Origin of the sequence: Georgenia ruanii (assembly GCF_009193175.1) — a bacterium.
In the GTDB taxonomy this organism is placed as follows: Bacteria; Actinomycetota; Actinomycetes; order Actinomycetales; family Actinomycetaceae; genus Georgenia; species Georgenia ruanii.
In genome coordinates this window covers 93167-110636 of the sequence record NZ_VUKE01000005.1, presented here as the reverse complement: position 1 = coordinate 110636, position 17470 = coordinate 93167, and the positions used below count along the sequence as shown (strand labels likewise).

General features: G+C 74.9%; 17 protein-coding genes. 4 read left to right on the top strand and 13 right to left on the bottom strand.

What is annotated here, in order from left to right; genetic code table 11:
• Positions 1-33: 33 nt before the first annotated feature.
• The 12 genes from GD880_RS07155 to hrcA form a co-directional block, all read right to left on the bottom strand.
• Complete coding sequence (locus GD880_RS07155) at positions 34-735, bottom strand: hypothetical protein (RefSeq protein WP_152230943.1); 702 nt, start codon at positions 733-735, stop codon at positions 34-36.
• Between the two features lie 117 nt (positions 736-852).
• Positions 853-2391 (bottom strand): serine/threonine-protein kinase, encoded by a 1539-nt coding sequence (locus GD880_RS07150; RefSeq protein ID WP_152230942.1) that lies wholly within the window; start codon positions 2389-2391, stop codon positions 853-855.
• Positions 2388-3515, bottom strand: a complete 1128-nt coding sequence (locus tag GD880_RS07145; protein ID WP_152230941.1) for an FHA domain-containing protein — start codon at positions 3513-3515, stop codon at positions 2388-2390. The genes GD880_RS07150 and GD880_RS07145 overlap by 4 nt, the downstream gene beginning before the upstream one ends.
• The gene (locus tag GD880_RS07140) at positions 3512-4396 is read right to left on the bottom strand and encodes a PP2C family protein-serine/threonine phosphatase (RefSeq protein ID WP_152230940.1); all 885 of its coding nucleotides are present in this window, start codon (positions 4394-4396) and stop codon (positions 3512-3514) included. Before GD880_RS07140 ends, GD880_RS07145 begins: the two co-directional genes overlap by 4 nt.
• Before the next feature lie 131 nt (positions 4397-4527).
• Positions 4528-6030, bottom strand: coding sequence for an alpha/beta hydrolase family protein (locus GD880_RS07135; protein WP_152230939.1), 1503 nt, complete (start codon positions 6028-6030; stop codon positions 4528-4530).
• Between the two features lie 106 nt (positions 6031-6136).
• Positions 6137-7090: a GTPase Era gene (gene era / locus GD880_RS07130; protein WP_226909461.1), complete on the bottom strand. Its 954-nt coding sequence runs from the start codon at positions 7088-7090 to the stop codon at positions 6137-6139.
• A 23-nt stretch (positions 7091-7113) separates the two neighbouring features.
• A complete protein-coding gene (locus tag GD880_RS07125; RefSeq protein ID WP_193314398.1) occupies positions 7114-8436 on the bottom strand; it encodes a hemolysin family protein in 1323 nt (440 codons plus the stop codon).
• 7 nt (positions 8437-8443) lie between these two features.
• Positions 8444-8896 carry an rRNA maturation RNase YbeY gene (gene ybeY, locus GD880_RS07120; RefSeq protein ID WP_152230937.1) on the bottom strand — a complete coding sequence of 151 codons (453 nt, stop codon included), beginning with the start codon at positions 8894-8896 and terminating at the stop codon, positions 8444-8446.
• Entirely contained in the window at positions 8893-9963 is a 1071-nt protein-coding gene (locus GD880_RS07115) for a PhoH family protein (RefSeq protein ID WP_152230936.1), read from the bottom strand. The genes ybeY and GD880_RS07115 overlap by 4 nt, the downstream gene beginning before the upstream one ends.
• 119 nt (positions 9964-10082) lie before the next feature.
• Positions 10083-10919, bottom strand: a complete 837-nt coding sequence (locus GD880_RS07110) for a 16S rRNA (uracil(1498)-N(3))-methyltransferase (protein ID WP_152230935.1) — start codon at positions 10917-10919, stop codon at positions 10083-10085.
• A 22-nt stretch (positions 10920-10941) separates the two neighbouring features.
• Complete coding sequence (gene dnaJ, locus GD880_RS07105) at positions 10942-12060, bottom strand: molecular chaperone DnaJ (RefSeq protein WP_152230934.1); 1119 nt, start codon at positions 12058-12060, stop codon at positions 10942-10944.
• Positions 12061-12145: 85 nt separating this feature from the next.
• Positions 12146-13165: a heat-inducible transcriptional repressor HrcA gene (gene hrcA, locus GD880_RS07100; protein WP_152230933.1), complete on the bottom strand. Its 1020-nt coding sequence runs from the start codon at positions 13163-13165 to the stop codon at positions 12146-12148.
• A 183-nt stretch (positions 13166-13348) separates the two neighbouring features.
• Between hrcA and GD880_RS07095 the strand changes: the two genes are divergently transcribed.
• The gene (locus GD880_RS07095; RefSeq protein ID WP_152230932.1) at positions 13349-14236 is read left to right on the top strand and encodes a DUF3097 domain-containing protein; all 888 of its coding nucleotides are present in this window, start codon (positions 13349-13351) and stop codon (positions 14234-14236) included.
• Between the two features lie 93 nt (positions 14237-14329).
• A complete protein-coding gene (locus GD880_RS07090) occupies positions 14330-14806 on the top strand; it encodes a DUF1877 domain-containing protein (protein ID WP_152230931.1) in 477 nt (158 codons plus the stop codon).
• A gap of 27 nt (positions 14807-14833) precedes the next feature.
• On the opposite strand, the gene hemW is transcribed toward GD880_RS07090, so the two are convergent.
• Complete coding sequence (hemW, locus tag GD880_RS07085) at positions 14834-16126, bottom strand: radical SAM family heme chaperone HemW (protein WP_152230930.1); 1293 nt, start codon at positions 16124-16126, stop codon at positions 14834-14836.
• Positions 16127-16146: 20 nt separating this feature from the next.
• Here hemW and GD880_RS07080 point away from each other — a divergent pair, with 20 nt between their 5' ends.
• The gene (locus tag GD880_RS07080; protein WP_152230929.1) at positions 16147-16701 is read left to right on the top strand and encodes a GNAT family N-acetyltransferase; all 555 of its coding nucleotides are present in this window, start codon (positions 16147-16149) and stop codon (positions 16699-16701) included.
• A 156-nt stretch (positions 16702-16857) separates the two neighbouring features.
• Positions 16858-17457 carry a DUF1326 domain-containing protein gene (locus GD880_RS07075; RefSeq protein WP_152230928.1) on the top strand — a complete coding sequence of 200 codons (600 nt, stop codon included), beginning with the start codon at positions 16858-16860 and terminating at the stop codon, positions 17455-17457.
• The last annotated feature ends 13 nt before the right edge of the window (positions 17458-17470 follow it).

Genomic DNA, 17470 nt, shown 5'->3' with positions numbered 1-17470 from the left:
TCCAGACCTCCTGACCTGGCGTGCTGCGCGCACTTAGTCGTCGGCGACGTCGCGTGCCGCGTCGAGTAGGGGCAGTTGCTCGGGGACGACGAGCCGGGAGGCGACGGCGTGCTCGACGAGGCGGGCGCGCCGGTTGACCGCCAGCTTGTTCGGTCCACCGCGCAGGCCCCGCACGCCGTAGCGGTGCAGCTTGTCGCAGACGTTGTCGAGCTTGCGATTGAAGCGGGTGAGCGCCCAGCCGAGCCGCCGCGCGGCCTCGGCGGAGGTGGGGATCGTCGCCGTCGAGCCGCGACCGCTGAGCACCGGCTCGGCCAGGGCCAGGATGAGCAGGCGCTGGCTCTCCGTCAGGGTGACCGGGCCGATGGTGGTCTCCCCCACCTCGACCTCCTCGGCCGGCTGGCTGGGCAGGTATGCGGGCTCGTCGTTGACGAGGGTGAGCTCGTAGGTCGTCGGGCCGGCGGTGAACAGCACGGTGGTCCGGGCGTACACGAGCGGGAGGCGCGCGCCAGGGGCGAGCCAGGCCTGGGTGTTGCCCTCCAGGTCCGCCACCGTCGCCGACAGCCGCGAGCCGACGTTCTCGAGCCACCACAGGTCGTCGTGCCGGGTCACGGTGAGGAAGCGTCGGTGCAGGTAGGGGTTGTCGTCGATCTCGAGGACGCCTTCGCGCCCGATGAGGAACGGTTCGTCCTCGGCGACGGGGAACCACTCACCGCAGAACTCCAGCTCCATGCCCATGCGCTCCTCCTCCCGACCAGACAACAGGACCTATCAGGCTCCGCACCTTCGCACCCGCCACCACACCGGCGTGTCCGCGCGCGGTGACCGACGCCACGCGGTTCCGTGCGGAGGCGCCTAGGGAACGCATGCCACGGCCGGCTCGGTGGAGGTCGTGCCGTTGGGGAGGCGCACCTTGACCGCGAGGCACACCTCGCCCGGGGCGTCGTCGAGCGTGACGCCCGGGTCCCGCACCAGGTGAACCTGCACGTCGGCGCCCGGCTCGGAGCGCTGCCAGGTGTAGCTGACCCCGGCCAGGCCGGCGTGCTCGGGGGGCGCCTCCCAGGTGAAGGTGACCGCGTCGCCGTCGCGGGCGCCGGTCAGTGCCACCGGGGCGGCCACGCGCTCCGGGATCGGGATGGCGGGGTCGGCGCGAGCCGTGGCTTCCGCCGGGGGATCTCCGCGCAGGGCATCGGTGCCCACGGCGACGCCGAGCAGCCCGACGGCCGCCAGGCCGGCCGCAACCACCCACCGGACCCGGCGTCGCGCCGGTTCGGCCGTGTGCCGACCGGCGATCGCCTCCGGCTCGGTCGTCGGACGGCGAACCGTGCGTCCCTCGTCGCCGGGCCGGAACGCGCCCCCGCCATGAGCCGGCGCCGGCCCTGCCGGCCGGCGCCGGTCGTGGTCGACGTCGTCCGTCCCCACCGCGCTGGTCCGCTTGACGCCGGCGGGATCCACCGTGACGACGCCGTGCACCACCGTGGGCGCGGCCGCGTCGGCCCGCGGAGCAGCTTCCATCCAGGAGGCGTCCGGCACCTCGACGTCCGTCATCGCCAGTCGCAGCTCCTGCTCGACTGCCTGGAGCGCCCGGGCCAACTCGAGGGCGGAGGCATGACGCCGGGCCGGCTGCTTGGCCATCGCGCGGGTGAGCACCGCCTCGAGGGAGCGGGGCACGTCGGGCCGGCCCAGGGGCGGCACGGGGTCGCGGCGGATCCGGGCGATGTGGTCAAGACGCGCGTTCGGCCCGTCGGCACGGTGGTACGGCGCGTGCCCCGCGAGCAGGGTGTAGAGCGTCGCCCCGAGGGAGTACACGTCCCCCGCCACCCCAACGGCCCCCTCGCCGTCGAGCGCCTCCGGCGGCGCCCACGGGACGGAGACGCCGGCGCCGTCCCCGACGGTCTGCTCCGCCGCTCCCGCGATGCCGAAGTCCGTGAGGGCGGGCCGGCCGTACTCGGTGGTGAGGACGTTGGCGGGCTTGATGTCCCGGTGGACGATGCCCGCCCGGTGGGCCGTCTCGACAGCGCTCGCCAGGCGCACCCCGATGCTGAGCGCCTCGGGCACGCCGAGCGGGCGAGACTTGATCCGCTCGGCCAGGCTCGGCAGCGGGCAGTACTGCATGACCAGGAAGGGCCGCCCGTCCGGGGCGCGACCAGCATCGTGGACGGCCACGATGCTGGGGTGGGAGGACAGCCGGGCCATGAGGTCGGCCTCGGCGAGGAGCTGCTCGGGCGAGTGGTCGTGCACCGTCTCGGTGGTGAGCACCTTGACCGCGACCGGACGCCGCGGCATGAGCTGGGTGTAGAGGTAGACATCGGCGAAGCCGCCGGAGCCGAGCACCCGCTCGAAGGCGTAGCCGGGCAGCGCCGGCGGCCGGCCGGGGGCTCGCTTCGGGCTCATGTCAGCCCCACGCGTTCGACGCCAATGGATACCTCGGCGCCGAGCTCGACCACTCCCCCGGGCGGGACGGGAACTCCGGTGCCGGGCCGCAGCCGTCGCGGCGGCCGGCCGGGCAGGTGGAGGACCGTGCCGTTGGTGGACCCGAGATCGGTGACGACGACGTAGTCGCCGGCCGGTCGGACCTCCGCATGTGTCGTCGAGACCCCGCGCTCCGGGTTGGGCACCGCCACCAGGCGGGGGACCTCGGCGCCGGGAACGCGCCCTGGCTCCGGGGCCCGGCCGAGGCGCACCGGGCCGGTGACCGGCACCCGGGCGCCCGTGGGAAGGACGAGCTCGAGAAGGGGCTCCGCCGCTCGGGCTCCGGGAGGCGTGTGCGGCGCCCCGGACGCTGCGGCATGCCTGGGCGCGGCGAGCACCTCCGAGACTGCGGAGGCCATGGATGCGGCCGGTGTGGCCAAGACCCCGGCCGCCGTGTCCCGACGAGGCTCGACCGGTCCGGGGGCGCCGTCCTCGACGGGCAGGTCGTGGGCAGCCGGCGGGTCCGGTTCGCTCGCCCAGGTGAGGTCAGCGTCGTCGTCGGCCATCTCGATGGCGGTGTCGTCGAGGTCGCTGCGGACGGGCGCGTGCATGATCCCGAGGTCGACGTCGGGGTCCCGATCGTGCCGGTGCAGCCCGAGTGGTCGCTCCTGGGCCGTGTCGAACGCGCGCACCTGGGCGGCGTGGACCATCCCGCCGACCAGGGGCAGCCAGGCGGTGTCCGGGCCGGCGTCCGGCATCGTCGAGGCGGCCGCCAGGACGAAGCGTGCCTCGCCCGGCAGCAAGGCCTCGCGCGTCGTGGCGGGCCCCGCGCCGGTCACCTGCGCGGACCCGGCAGTGACGACCACGTCGCCGCGCACGAGCACGCGCAAGCCGCGCGGGTCAGCCTCGACCACGGCGAAGGCCGGCAGCTCCGCGGCGGCGCGCGCCGCGAGGTGACCCACGCGGTCGCCCACGCGCGCGCCCCGGCGGGCGATCTCCCAGAGCTCGCGCGCCGCACGATCCCCGAGCATCGGGTGCAACAGCGCGACGGCGCCCTCGGCGACCAGGGCGATCCAGTTGCCCGGTCGGTACTCGTGACCGATCACGCCCGGGCTCCACCGCCCGGCGCGTCGTTGTCGCTGGTTTGGGAGGGCGCGGCGGACTCGGCAGGCTCGGCGGGCGCGGCGCTCTCGGTAGGCGCGTCGGCTCCCTCGGCGCTCGCCCCGGGTGCGGTCCCATCGGCGTCGTCGGCCACGGAGTCCACCACGACGACGGTGACGTTGTCGTTGGCGCCCCCGGTCACGGCGCGGCGCAGCAGCTCCTCGGCGGCCTGGGTGGGGTCCGGCGCGGTCCGGAGCACCTCGGCGATCTCGGCGTCCTCGAGCTCGCCGATCAGCCCGTCCGTGCACAGCAGGAGCCGTTCACCGGGCCGGATCGGCAGCACCCAGAAGTCGGCCTCGACCTCGTCGCTGGTGCCCACGGCGCGGGTGATGACGTTGCGTCGCGGGTGGGTCCGCGCGGCCGCCGGGGAGAGCGTGCCGGCGTCGACCATCTCCTGCACGAGGGAATGGTCGACGCTGACCTGGTGCAGCTCGCCGTCGGCGAAGCGGTACACCCGAGAGTCACCGACGTTGAGGACGAGCCAGTGCGCCGCGCCGTCGAGCTCGGTGCGCACGGCGCCGGCGACCGTGGTGCCGGCGACGGACTCGGGGCCGCCGAACGGCGTGGCGGTGTCGGCGGCCATCGTCGTGCGGATCTCGCGCGCGGCCCGTTCGAGGGCGGCCTCGATGTCGGACGCCCCGATCGGCCCGCCCCGCTCGGCGAGCTCACGGAGGGCCGCGACGACGGTCCGGCTCGCCATGTCCCCGCGGGCGTGGCCGCCCATGCCGTCGGCGACGACGAAGACGGGCGGCTGTGCCAGCGCCGCGTCCTCGTTGACGCTGCGGCGGCCGCCGGTGTCGGTGGCCACGCCCCACTGGGTCAACATCCGTTCCCTCTCGCTCGGTTGGGTCACAGCGTGCCACGCCTGGTCGCTCCGGTCCCCGGCCGTCCGTCCATGTGCGGGCGCAGGCCACGACGGTCGCGCGACGTGGCGAAACGGGCCGTGGGCCGACGACCTCAGAGCACCGCCGGGTAGACGCCCCAGTACGCGGCGGAGAGCAGCAGCACGACGCACCCGAGCACCGCGCACACGACGGCGAGCCAGCCGGCGCCGCCCATGACCACGCTGCCGCGCCGGGCGCGGCCCTGGCGCCACGCCGCCGTCACGGAGAGCACGAGCATCGCCGCGGCGAGGATGCCGACGGCCTGCACCGCGATCCACCCGCCCTGCACGAACAGGGCGTTGGTGCGATAGTTCAGGGCCAGGTCGGCGACCCCGGCGACGTAGGCCACGAAGATCACCCATGTGGCCACCGTGGCGAGGGCCAGGGCGAGGGTGTAACGCCCCACGGGCGGCGCCGTCGCCGAGGCGGGCCGGCCCCACAGGCGCGGCAGCTGGCCGCCCGCCCAGGCGACCAGCGCGAGCACGAGCAGTCCGAACCCGGCGACGAGGGTCAGCACGATCATGTCGCCGCTGGCGTACCACCGCGGGTTGGCGACCGGGCCGGCGCGGAACTGCTGGACCGGCTCCGCCCCGGCCACCCGGGGCTCGGCGGTCGCCGTGTCCGGCAGCCCCTGCACCCACCGGGCCAGGTCCTCGGTGAAGTGCGGGGCCAGCGCGCCGCCGACCCGGATGCCGTGGTTGGCCCCGTGGTAGTACCGGATCGTGTACCGGTCGTTCTGGGCGGCCGCGAGGTCGGCGAGGAGCCGCTCCGCGCCCTGGACGATCGGCATCGAGGCGTCCGCGGTGCCGTAGACCATGAGGACGGGCTGCCGCACGTGCTGCTGGTAGGGCGAGACGTCGAAGTCGAAGTACTCGAAGCCCCCGCCCGGGAACTGCCCGCCGACGAGCCGCGGGATGGCCCGCAGGAGCCGGTCGGGCACGCCGACCTCGCGCAGGTAGGTGTCGGCGGCGAAGGCGCCCTGCTCGCGGATGGGCAGCACCGGGGCGGAGACCAGGACCACGAAGGCGACGTCGGGGTTGTCGGCGGCCGCGATCGGGGCGGACATCGCGCCCTCGCTCTCGCCGTACACGCCGACCCGGCCGGGGTCGACGCCGGGCCACCGGCGCAGCACCTCGAGGGAGTCGAGGTAGTCCTCGGCCATGGCGACGTAGTTGCGGTCGCGGGTGGTGTAGGTGTCCGTGCGCTTGTCCGGCACCAGCGTGACGATGCCGGCGCTGGCCAGGTCCGTGGTGATGTCGCCGAAGTTCTCGTGGGTGGCGGTGCCCGCGCCGTGCATGAAGACCACGCCGGGGCGCAGGCCGCGCGCGCCGACCGGCGAGGCGATCGTGGCCTTGACCGTCACGCCGTCCTCGACCCGGACGTCGATGACCTCCCGGCGGACCTCGAACGTGCCCACCGGCGGGGTGAGCGCGTCGGAGCCGATGGCAGTGGCCGTGGTCTCCGGGACGATCGTGTGGCCCAGCGGGCGCGGGCTCCACCCGGGGCCGGCCACCGTGCCGACCAGCCCGAGGAGCAGGACGACGACGATCGTCGCCGCCAGCCGCCGGTATCTCACCCCCGCAAGGGTAGTTGGTCCCGCCACACCGTCCGAGCGCCCGGCCCGTGGCGCCGCGCACAACCCGCGCCGAGGCGCGCGACGCCCGGCTCGACGTCCTGCGAGGTCAGAACCCCAGGCGCTGCAGCAGCTTGGGGTCGCGCTGCCAGTCCTTCGCCACCCGCACGTGCAGGTCGAGGTACACCCGCGCGCCGAGCAGCGCCTCGATGCCGTGGCGGGCCCGGGTACCCACGTCGCGCAGGCGCGCGCCGCCCCGGCCGATGACGATGGCCTTCTGCGAGTCGCGCTCGACGTAGATGTTCACGTGCACGTCCAGCATCGGCGGGCGCTGGTCGCCCTTCTCCCGGGGCCGCTCGATGACCTCCTCGACCACCACCGCCAGGGAGTGCGGCAGCTCGTCGCGCACGCCCTCCAGCGCCGCCTCGCGGACGAGCTCGGCGATCATGACGTTCTCCGGCTCGTCGGTCAGCTCGCCCGAGGGGTACAGCGGCGGGGACAGCGGCATGCGGGCCAGTAGCAGGTCGGTGAGGACGTCCACCTGCTCGCCGCGCACCGCCGAGACCGGCACGATCTCGGTCCACTCCCCAAGCGCCTGGATGTCCAGCAGGTGCGCGGCCAGCGCCTCGCGGGAGACCTTGTCGGCCTTGGTCGCGACGGCGATCACCGGGGTGCGCTGCTGGCTCAGCTCGCGGGCGATGAACCGGTCGCCCGGGCCGATCTTCTCGTCCGCGGGCAGGCAGAAGACGATGACGTCGACCTCGGCCAGGGTCTCGCGCACGAGGTCGTTGAGCCGCTGGCCGAGCAGCGTGCGCGGCCGGTGCAGGCCGGGGGTGTCCACCAGCACCAGCTGGCCGTGCTCCCGGTGCACCACGCCGCGCACAGTGTGCCGGGTGGTCTGTGGGCGGCCGGAGGTGATCGCCACCTTCTGGCCGACCAGGGCGTTGGTGAGGGTGGACTTGCCGGCGTTGGGCCGGCCGACCAGGCAGGCGAAGCCCGCCCGGAAGTCCTCGGGCCAGTCGTGGTCGATGAGCTCGGGCTCGAGGGCGTTGGGCCCGGCCATGAGCTCGTCGTCGGAGGGGAAGCTCATCGGTGCACCTGTGCCTCGTCGTCGGAAAAGTCGGGGCCCTCCGCGGGCTCGGGCGCGCGGGAGGCCAGGATGGTGGAGATGCGGCGCCGGCGGCCCTCGGCCCGCTCGGCGACCAGGTGCAGGCCGAGCACGTCCACCTCGGCCCCCGGCAGCGGCACCTTGCCCAGGGCCTTGGCGAGCAGCCCGCCGGCGGAGTCCACGTCGTCGTCGTGGATCTCCAGGCCGAACAGCTCGCCGAGCTCGTCGACCGGCAGGCGCGCGGGCACCCGCACGACGCCGTCGTCGAGGCGCTCGACCTCGGGCTCGGCCCGGTCGTGCTCGTCGACCATCTCCCCGACCAGCTCCTCGAGCAGGTCCTCGATGGTGACCAGGCCGGCGATGCCGCCGTACTCGTCGACCACCATGGCGATGTGGACGCTGTCGGCCTGCATCTCGCGCAGCAGGTCGTCGATGAGCTTGGTCTCCGGCACGAACACCGGGTCCCGCATGACGTCGGCGACCGTGAGCCCGGCGGTGTCGTTGCGGTGGTGGACCCGCCGCATGACGTCCTTGAGGTAGAGCACGCCGCGCAGGTCGTCGGTGGAGTCGCCCACCACCGGCACCCGGGAGTATCCCGAGCGGGTGAACAGGGTGATGGCCCTGTCGAGCGGCTCGTCGGCGTCGATGGTGACCATGTCCGTGCGCGGGACCATGACCTCGCGGGTCAGGGTGCGGCCGAGCTCGAAGACGGACTGGAGGAGCTCGCGTTCCTCCTCCTCGATCTGGTCGGACTCGCTGACGCGGTCGACCATGTCGCGCAGGTCCTCCTGGTGCTCCTCGCGCTGCTCGCTGTCGGTGCGCGGGGAGCCGGGCGTGACGGCGGCGCCGAGTCGGCCCAGCGCCGTCCCGATCCCGGCGAGCACGTTCATCGCCGGCGCCAGCACGAGCAGCACCCGCCCCGGGTTGCGCCGGCCCAGCCGACGCGGGCTGACCCCGACGACGACGGCGAGCAGCAGGGCCGTCGCGGCGACCGCCACCAGCAGCACCTGCCACCAGCGCGGCAGCAGGTCGGCGACGAGGAGGGTGACCGCCGCCGCCGCGGTCATGTCCGCGAGCACCCGGACGAACGCCACCGCGCGCAGGGCGACCTCGCGCCGCGCCACGAGCGCGACGACGGCGTCGCCGTTGCGGTGCCCGGAGGCCTGCAGCTCCCCGGCGGCGGTGCGGGTGATGCGCACGAGCGCGCTCTCGCCGGCGCTGAGCGTGGCGCCCACCGCGACGCCGAGCAGCGCCAGCAGCGCCATCGCGCCCACCGGGACCTGGTCGATCAAGCCGTCCATGGCCGCCTCAGCGCTGGGCCAGGAAGGTCAGGAGCAGTCGGCGCTGGAGCGCGAACATCTCCTTCTCCTCCTCCGGCTCGGCGTGGTCGTAGCCCAGGAGGTGCAAGATCCCGTGCGTGGTGAGCAGCAACAGCTCCTCGACGGTGGAGTGGCCGGCGTCGCGCGCCTGCTTCACCGCCACCTCCGGGCAGAGCACGATGTCGCCCAGGGTGCCCGGCTGCGGCTCCTCCCCGGCGCGGCCCGGGCGCAGCTCGTCCATGGGGAAGGAGAGCACGTCGGTGGGGCCGGGCTCGTCCATCCACCGCTCGTGCAGCTCCGCCATGACGTCCGAGGCGACGAACAGGATGGACAGCTCCGCCTGCGGGTGCACCCGCATCTCCTCGAGCACGTAGCGCGCCAGGGCGGCGAACTCCTCGCCGTCGACGTCGTAGCCGGACTCGTTGTTGATCTCGATGCTCACCGCTGGCCTCCCCGGTGCTCGTAGCGCTCCCGCTCGCCGCCGGGTCGGCGTGAGCCCTCGGCCCGGGCGCGGGCGGTGACGTCCCAGCGCTCGTACGCGTCGATGATGTCGCCCACCAGGCGGTGGCGGACGACGTCGGCGCTGGTGAGCCGGCAGAAGGTGATGTCGTCGATGTCGGCGAGGATCTCCTGGACCACCCGCAGCCCGGACCGGGTGCCGGTGGGCAGGTCGACCTGGGTGACGTCGCCGGTGACCACGACGTGGGAGTTGAACCCCAGGCGGGTGAGGAACATCTTCATCTGCTCGGGCGAGGTGTTCTGGGCCTCGTCGAGGATGATGAAGGCGTCGTTGAGGGTCCGCCCCCGCATGTAGGCCAGCGGCGCGACCTCGATGGTGCCGGCGGCCATGAGCTTGGGGATGGACTCGGGGTCGATCATGTCGTACAGCGCGTCGTAGAGCGGGCGCAGGTACGGGTCGATCTTGTCGCTCAGGCTGCCCGGCAGGTAGCCGAGCCGCTCCCCCGCCTCCACGGCGGGCCGGGTCAGCACGATCCGGTTGACCTGCTTGGCCTGCAGGGCGCCGACCGCCTTGGCCATGGCCAGGTAGGTCTTGCCCGTCCCGGCCGGGCCGATGCCGAAGACGATGGTCGAGGAGTCGATGGCGTCGACGTACTTCTTCTGCCCGAGCGTCTTGGGCCGGATGGTGCGCCCGCGGGTGGACAGGATGTTCGTGGTGAGCACCTCGGCGGGCCGCTCGGCCGAGGGGGCGGTGAGCATGCCGATGGCGCGCTGGACGGCGTCGGCGCTGAGCGGCTGGCCGGCGGTGGCCACCTCGGCGAGCTCGTCGACGAGCCGCTCGGCGAGCGAGACGTCGCCGCCGGGGCCGGTCAGGGTGAGCACGTTGCCGCGCACGTGGACGTCCACCGCGGGGAAGCCGTGCTCGATGGCGCGGAGCACCTCGTCGCGCTGCCCGAGAAGGGCGACCATGGGGACGTCCTCGGGGACGGTGACCTGGTGCTGGACGTGGCCGGCGTGGAGGTCACCGGTCGGGGAGGGGTTCTGCGACATGGGTCGGGCGCGGGGGCCCTGCTTCTCTCCTTGGTCGGCGAGGCGGCGGACCGCCCCAGGATATCTGTCCGGGCGGCTCCGCCCCACCGGGGTGGTGGGACGGCGGCCCGGACGGTCGGTCAGCCCCAGCGGCCCAGCCGCTGGGCGAGCACCGCCAGGGCGGCGGGCCCGGCGGTGGAGGTGCGCAGCACGTGCGGGCCGAGGAGCACCGGCTGCGCGCCGGCGGTCTCGAGCGCGGCGACCTCGGCGTCGGTGATGCCGCCCTCCGGCCCGACCACCACGAGCACCTCGGGCGCGCCGCCGGCCTGGGCGCGGGCCTCGCCGTCCGACGCGGCAGCGGCAGCGCCGTCCGTGCCGGACGGCGGCGCGCCCGACACAACCGGCAGGCGCGCCGCGGCCAGCGGCGTGGTCGCCTGCTCGTGCAGCACGAGCACCGCCCCGCCGGCGGCGGCGGTCGCCCCCGCGGCCCGCACCAGCGCCGGGGTCGACGCCGGCTCGCGCACCGCGGGCACCCAGGCGCGGCGGGACTGCTTGGCGGCGGCCAGGACGACGGCGGCCCACCGCTCCCGGCCGCGGGCCACCTTCGCGCCGGTCCAGACGGAGACGGACCGGTCCGCCTGCCACGGCACGACGGCGTCGACGCCGAGCTCGGTGGCGGTCTCGACCGCCTGCTCGTCGCGCCCGCCCTTGGCCAGCGCCTGGGCGAGCACGAGCCGCACCGGCGGGGCGGGCTCGCGGGTGACCCGGTCGACCGCGACGCTCAGCGCGTCCTTGGCCGCCGCGGTGACGGTGCCGCCGGCGCGCAGCCCGGCCCCGTCGACGAGGTCGATCTCCTCGCCCGGGCGCAGGCGCCGCACCGTGGCGGCGTGCCGGGCCTCGGCGCCGGTGAGGGTGACGACGGCACCCGGGGTCACAGCGTCGAGCAGGCCGGCGGCGTGGAAGACGGCGGTGGTCATCGCGTCGCGGTCCCCGTCCGGCTCAGCGCCCGGCGAGCTTGTCGCGGAGCTTGGAGAACACCCCGCTGCCGGTGGCCGCCAGCCGGGGCTCGGGCTGCTCCTCCCCGCGCAGCGCGGCGAGCTCGGCGAGCAGCTCGCGCTGGCGGTCGTCGAGCCGGGTGGGCACCTGGACGTCGAGGTGGACGTGCAGGTCCCCGCGGCCGGCCCGGTTGAGGTGGCCCACGCCCAGGTCGCGCAGGGTGATCACCTGCTCGGGCTGGGTGCCGGGCTCGACGTCGACCTCGCGGGCGCCGTCGAGGGTGTCGAGCGGGAGCACGGTGCCCAGGGCGGCGGCGGTCATCGGGATGGCCATGGTGCAGTGCAGGTCGTCGCCGCGGCGGACGAACACCGGGTGCGGCCGCTCGCGGATCTCGACGTACAGGTCGCCGGCGGGCCCGCCGCCGGGGCCGACCTCGCCCTGGCCGGACATGCGGATGCGGGTGCCGGAGTCGACGCCCGCGGGCACCTCGACGCGCACGGTGCGGCGGGTGCGCACGCGGCCCTCGCCGGCGCAGTCCTGGCAGGGCTCGGGGATGATCGTGCCGTGGCCCTGGCAGGCCGAGCACGCCGTCGTCGACATGACCTGCCCGAGGAAGGAGCGGGTGACGCGCTGGACGGAGCCGCGCCCGTGGCACACCTCGCAGGTCTGCGGGTGGGTGCCGGGCCGGCAGCAGGTGCCGTTGCAGGTGGGGCAGATGACGGCGGTGTCCACCTGGAGCTCGCGGGTGGCGCCGAAGACGGCCTCGGACAGGTCGATGTCCAGGCGCACCAGGGCGTCCTGCCCGCGCCGGCCGCGGGGCACCGGGCCGCGCGGGGCGCCGGCGGCGGCGCCGAAGAACGTCTCGAAGATGTCCTGGAAGCCGAAGCCGGCCCCCGCGCCCCCGGCGCCGGAGAAGGCCTGCTCCCCGCCCAGGTCGTACATCTGGCGCTTCTCGGGGTTCGAGAGCACCTCGTAGGCGCGGGTGACGTCCTTGAACCGGTCCTCGGCGTCGGGGCCGGCGACGTCCGGGTGGAGCTTGCGGGCCAGCTTGCGGTAGGCCTTCTTGATCTCCTCCTGGCTCGCCTGGCGGGACACGCCGAGGATCTCGTAGTAGTCGTTCACCACGTCACTCTCTGCTGGGGGCTGAAGTCTTCAGGTCGGTGGGGCGGCGGGGCGGGGCGCCGGGGTGGCGGCCCGCCGGGCGCCGTCACCCGGCGAGGATCCGGGACAGGTACCGGGCCACGGCCCGCACGGCGGCCATGGTGCCGGGATAGTCCATCCGCGTGGGTCCGAGGATCCCGAGGCGGGCGACGCCCTCCTCGGGGCCGGTCCCACCGTAGGTGCTGGCGACGATCGACGCCTCGACGAGCCCCTCGTGGTGGTTCTCGGTCCCGATGCGGACGGCGACGGCGTCCTCCTCCATCTCGGAGAAGAGCTTGAGCAGCACCACCTGCTCCTCGAGCGCCTCGAGGACGGGGCCGATGGTGTGGGTGAAGTCGAGGTCGGCGCGCGCGAGGTTCGCGGTGCCGGCCATCACGAGGCGCTCCTCGGACTCCTCCCGGAGGGTGTCGAGCAGCTCCTGGCTCACGGACTCCACGAGGTGGCGGTGCTCGGGCGCGAACTGCTCGGGCAGGCCGGCGAGCGGGCCGACGATGGCCTTGAGGCGGCGCCCGGCGCTGACGACGTTGAGCCGGGCGCGCAGCTCGGCGATGATGCCGGGGTCGATCTCCGCGGCGGTGTCCACGGTGCGCTGCTCGACCCGGCCGGCGTCGGTGATGATGACGACGAGCAGGCGGTGCGGGCTGAGCGGCACGAGCTCGAGGTGGCGCAGCGCCGAGCGGCTCAGCGACGGGTACTGCACGACGGCGACCTGGTGGGTGAGCTGGGCGAGCAGGCGCACGGTGCGCTCGACGACGTCGTCGAGGTCGACGGCGTGGTCGAGCAGCTCCTGGATCGCGTGCCGCTCGGCGACCGAGAGCGGCTTGAGGGTGGAGATCTGGTCGACGAAGGCGCGGTAGCCCTTGTCGGTGGGCACCCGCCCGGCCGACGTGTGCGGCTGGGCGATGTAGCCGGCGTCCTCCAGCGCCGCCATGTCGTTGCGGATGGTGGCCGGGGAGACGCCGAGCGCGTGGCGCTCGACGAGCACGCGGGAACCGACCGGCTCACGCGTGCTGACGTAGTCCTGCACGATCGCCTGGAGGACCTCCAGGCGGCGCTCCTCGCTCATGTCTTCCTCCTCCCGCGGTCAGTGTGCGTCACCGCGCCGCGCGCGCGGGGCTCGGCACGCCCGGGTGCGGGCGCCGAGCCGCCGGTGGTCGGCACGTAGCACTCCGTGGTGCTGAGTGCTAATTCTACTCGCCGGGCGGCGGGGCGCGCCGTGGCGGTCCGCACACCGACCTAGCCTGCCTGGGTGAACGACCGTTACGGATCCGACGTCCTCGCCTCCGACCCGCACCGCGCCGGCGCCTTCGCCCACCGGCCGACCACCCGCGACCAGCCGGCCGACAAGGGGCTCGTGGTCGAGGAGGTCCAGACCGGCTGGGTCGGGGCGGTGGTCCGGGTGGAGAAGTCCGGCGGGATGCACGTCGTCGTCCTCGAGGACCGCCAGGGTCGCACCCGCACCTTCCCGCTGGGGCCTGGCTTCTGGGTGGACGGCAAGCCGGTGCGCCTGGTGCCGCCGGTCCGGGCGGCCGCGCCGCGCGGGCCGGCGACGGCCGGCGGGCGCCGGCTGACGGCGTCGGGCTCGATCGCGGTGGAGCAGCGCCGCGCCCGGGTGGCGCGCGCCTCGCGGATCTACGTCGAGGGCCGCCACGACGCCGAGCTGGTGGAGAAGGTCTGGGGCGACGACCTGCGCGTGGAGGGCGTCGTCGTCGAGCTGCTCGACGGCGTGGACAACCTCGAGGCGGTGCTGCGCGACTTCCGGCCCGGGCCGTCCCGGCGCGCCGGGGTGCTGGTGGACCACCTCGTGCCGGGCTCGAAGGAGTCGCGGATCGCGGCGAAGGTCACCGCCGGCGCGGCGGGCGCGCACGTGCTCGTGCTGGGCCACCCGTACGTGGACGTGTGGCAGGCGGTGCGCCCCGAGCGGCTGGGGCTGCGGGAGTGGCCGAAGATCCCCCGCGGCACGGACATCAAGGTCGGCACGCTCGCGGCCCTGGGGTGGCCCCACGCGGACCAGGCCGACATCGCCCAGGGATGGAAGCGCATCCTCGGCACGGTGCGCTCCTACAAGGACCTCTCCCCCGCGCTGCTGGGCCGGATGGAGGAGCTCATCGACTTCGTCACCGCGGTGCCCGAGTAGGGCGCGGTCGTCCAGCCAGGTTGTGGTCGGGCAATCCACAGATTCGTCACGCGGGGCGTGCGCCGGCCGTCGAGCCCGGCGCACCATCGGTCCATGGGAATCCGCTACTACGCCTATCCACTCGCCCCTGACGTCGTGGCCGACGCAGTTGACGAGCCTCGCTCCTTCCTCTCGGACGATCCGCTCGCCGACGCCTGGGGGCTTGGCCGACCCAGACGGGCGGACATGCTCTACCTCGACAAGTGCTGGCGCCAGTTGCAGCGGCTCACACACCCGCCAGATGGCGCGCCGCGCCCCGCGCATGCGCTGTTCGCGGGGAACGTGACGCACACGTCGGAGGGCTGGATGCCGTGGACGGCCGTCCTCACCCCCGCCGCCGTCGACGAGGTCGCGCGGGACCTGGCACTGCTCGACGCCAGTGATGTCGACGCGCTCCTCGCCCCGGACGGCGGCGGGACCGCCGGCGCCGACGACGAACGGCGATACGTCAACCATTTCCTCCACGAGGCACAGACGTTCACCGCCCGGCTGCAGCCACGTGGATGGGGGCTGGTCTACCTCATCGGCTGAATGCGTTACCGCGCGTCGTCGCCTTCGTCACGGTGTCAGCGCGCGCACGACGACGTCGGCGAGCAGCCGGCCGCGCAGCGTCAGCACGATGCGGCCGGTCCGGGCGGCGGCGAAGTCGACGAGCCCCTGGCCGATGAGGTCGGCGACGGCGGGACGCAGGTGCTCGGGCACCGCGCCCGTGCCGGGGGCCAGCTGGAGCCCCTCGGCGAGGCGCACGCCGAGCATGACGCGCTCCAGCTCACGGGTGGCGTCGTCGAGCACCTCCCGCCCGGCGGCCGGGCTCAGGCCCTGCTCGAGGCGGTGGGCGTAGGTGCGCGGGTGCTTGACGTTCCACCACCGCACGCCGCCGACGTGGCTGTGCGCGCCGGGGCCGACGCCCCACCAGTCCTGCCCGCGCCAGTAGGCGAGGTTGTGCCGGCTGGCGTGCCGCGGGGCGCTCGGGGCCGCGCCGTCCCCGCCGGGCTCCCCGGGCTCCCGGCGGGCGAAGTTGCTCACCTCGTACCAGCCCAGCCCCGCGGCCGAGAGCAGCTCCTCGGCCAGCTCGTACTTGCGGGCCTCGTCGTCGTCGTCCGGCAGCGGCAGCTCGCCCCGGCGCACCTGGGCGCCCATCTTCGTGCCCGGCTCGACGACGAGGGCGTAGGCCGAGACGTGGTCCGGCGCCAGCGCGACGGCGGCCTCCACGCTGGTGCGCCAGTCCTCCAGCGACTCCCCCGGGGTGCCGTAGATGAGGTCCACCGAGACGTCCAGCCCGGCCTCGCGGGCCCACCGGACGACGTCGGGAAGGCGCCGCGGGTCGTGGGTGCGGTCCAGGGTGGCGAGCACAGCCGGCACCGCGGACTGCATGCCGAAGGAGACCCGGGTGAAGCCGGCCGCGGCCAGCGCGGCGAGCGCGGCGGCGTCGACGGAGTCCGGGTTGGCCTCGGTGGTCACCTCGGCGCCGTCGGCCAGGCCCCAGGTGCGGCGCACGCCGTCGAGCATCCGGGCGAGGTCGGCGACGGGCAGCATGGTGGGCGTTCCGCCGCCGACGAAGACGGTGGACACCCGCCGCGCCGGCATCCCGGCGGCCGCCAGCGCCGGGTCGGCGAGGACGCCGGCGGCCAGGTCGATCTCGCGCAGCGCGGTGTCGGCGTAGCTGGCCGCGTCGGCCCCGCCGCCGAGCTCGGCGTTGGTGTAGGTGTTGAAGTCGCAGTACCCGCAGCGCACCCGGCAGAACGGCACGTGCAGGTAGACGCCGAGGTCGCGCGTGGCGGCGCCGGCCGCGACCGAGGGCGGGAGGGCGCCGTCGTCGGGCGGCGTCTCGCCGTCGGGAAGTGCGGGCATGCCCTCTATCCTCTCCCACCATGACCCTCACCGATCCGGCGGCCGAGCACGAGATGCGTCACGCCGGGGACGGCGCGGCGGCCCTGGCCCTGCACCGCCTCGACCGGCGCGACCTGGCCACGCTCGCGTGGCGCGCGGCGGCCGTGGCGCTGCGCCCGCTCGCCGCGCAGGAGCGCTTCAGCTCGCGGGCGGAGCTGACGCTGCCCGAGGCGGACCGCGAGCCGCACCGCACCGCGTTCGTCGTCGCCCGTGGCGCGGCGGCCGTGGGCTACGGCGTCCTCGACGCCGTGGGCTACCTCGACCAGCTGACCGACCGCCCCCGGGAGGCGGCGCTGCTGCGGGCGTTCTACATCGACCATGCCCAGCAGCGGCGCGGGTACGGGCGGGCGGCCGTCCGGCTGCTGCCCGACCTGGTGCGCGAGGTCGTCCCGGCCGCGCGGTGGCTGTACCTCACCGTGAACGAGAAGAACCCGGCGGCGGTGCGTGCCTACGCCGCCGCCGGACTGGAGGACGTCGGCCGGTACCTCGGCGGCTCCCACGGCCCGCAGCGGGTCATGCGCATGGCGGTGCGCTGAGGCCCCCACTTGTGGGCACCTGTCGTTGACCGCCCGCCCGGTCGGGGTCGAGAATTGCCGGTGTTTGACGGGCCGGCGGCGCAGCGCGGCGATTCGGATGCTGACCCCACACCGGTGCCGCGCCGTGCTCCCTGGCCCCCGGGGAGGCGAATGGTCATGGCCTGGGAGCTGTCCGGCACCTACTTCGAGCACTGCCCCTGCGGCATGGTCTGTCCGTGCACGACCTCGGGGCTGACCCTGCCCGCGACCGTGGAGCGGTGCACGGTGGTCCTGGCCTTCCACATCGACGCCGGCACCATCGACGGCGTGGACGTCGCGGGCCGCACCGCCGTGGTCGTGGCCGACGCGCCGCGGCTCATGAGCGAGGGCGGCTGGAAGGTCGGGCTGTACGTCGACGACGGCGCCACCGACGAGCAGTTCGCCGGGCTCGGCGCGGTGTTCTCCGGCCAGCGCGGGGGGCTGTGGGCGGCGGTGGCGGGCCTCGTCGGCGAGATGCTCGGCGCCGAGCGGGTGCCGATCACCTATGCGGACGAGGGGCGCACCCACCGGGTGCGCGTGGGCGACGCCATCGACATGGAGATCGAGGACTGGGTCCTCCCGAATGCCGACGAGGTGGCCACGCTGACGGGGATGACCTTCCCCGCGCCCGTGCTCACGATGGCCCGGTCCACCCGCTCGCACGTCGACGCCTTCGGCGTGCGCATGGACAGCCCGGGGACCAACGGGCACTCGGCGCCGTTCGCCTGGGCGGCCTGAGGCACCCGCCGCG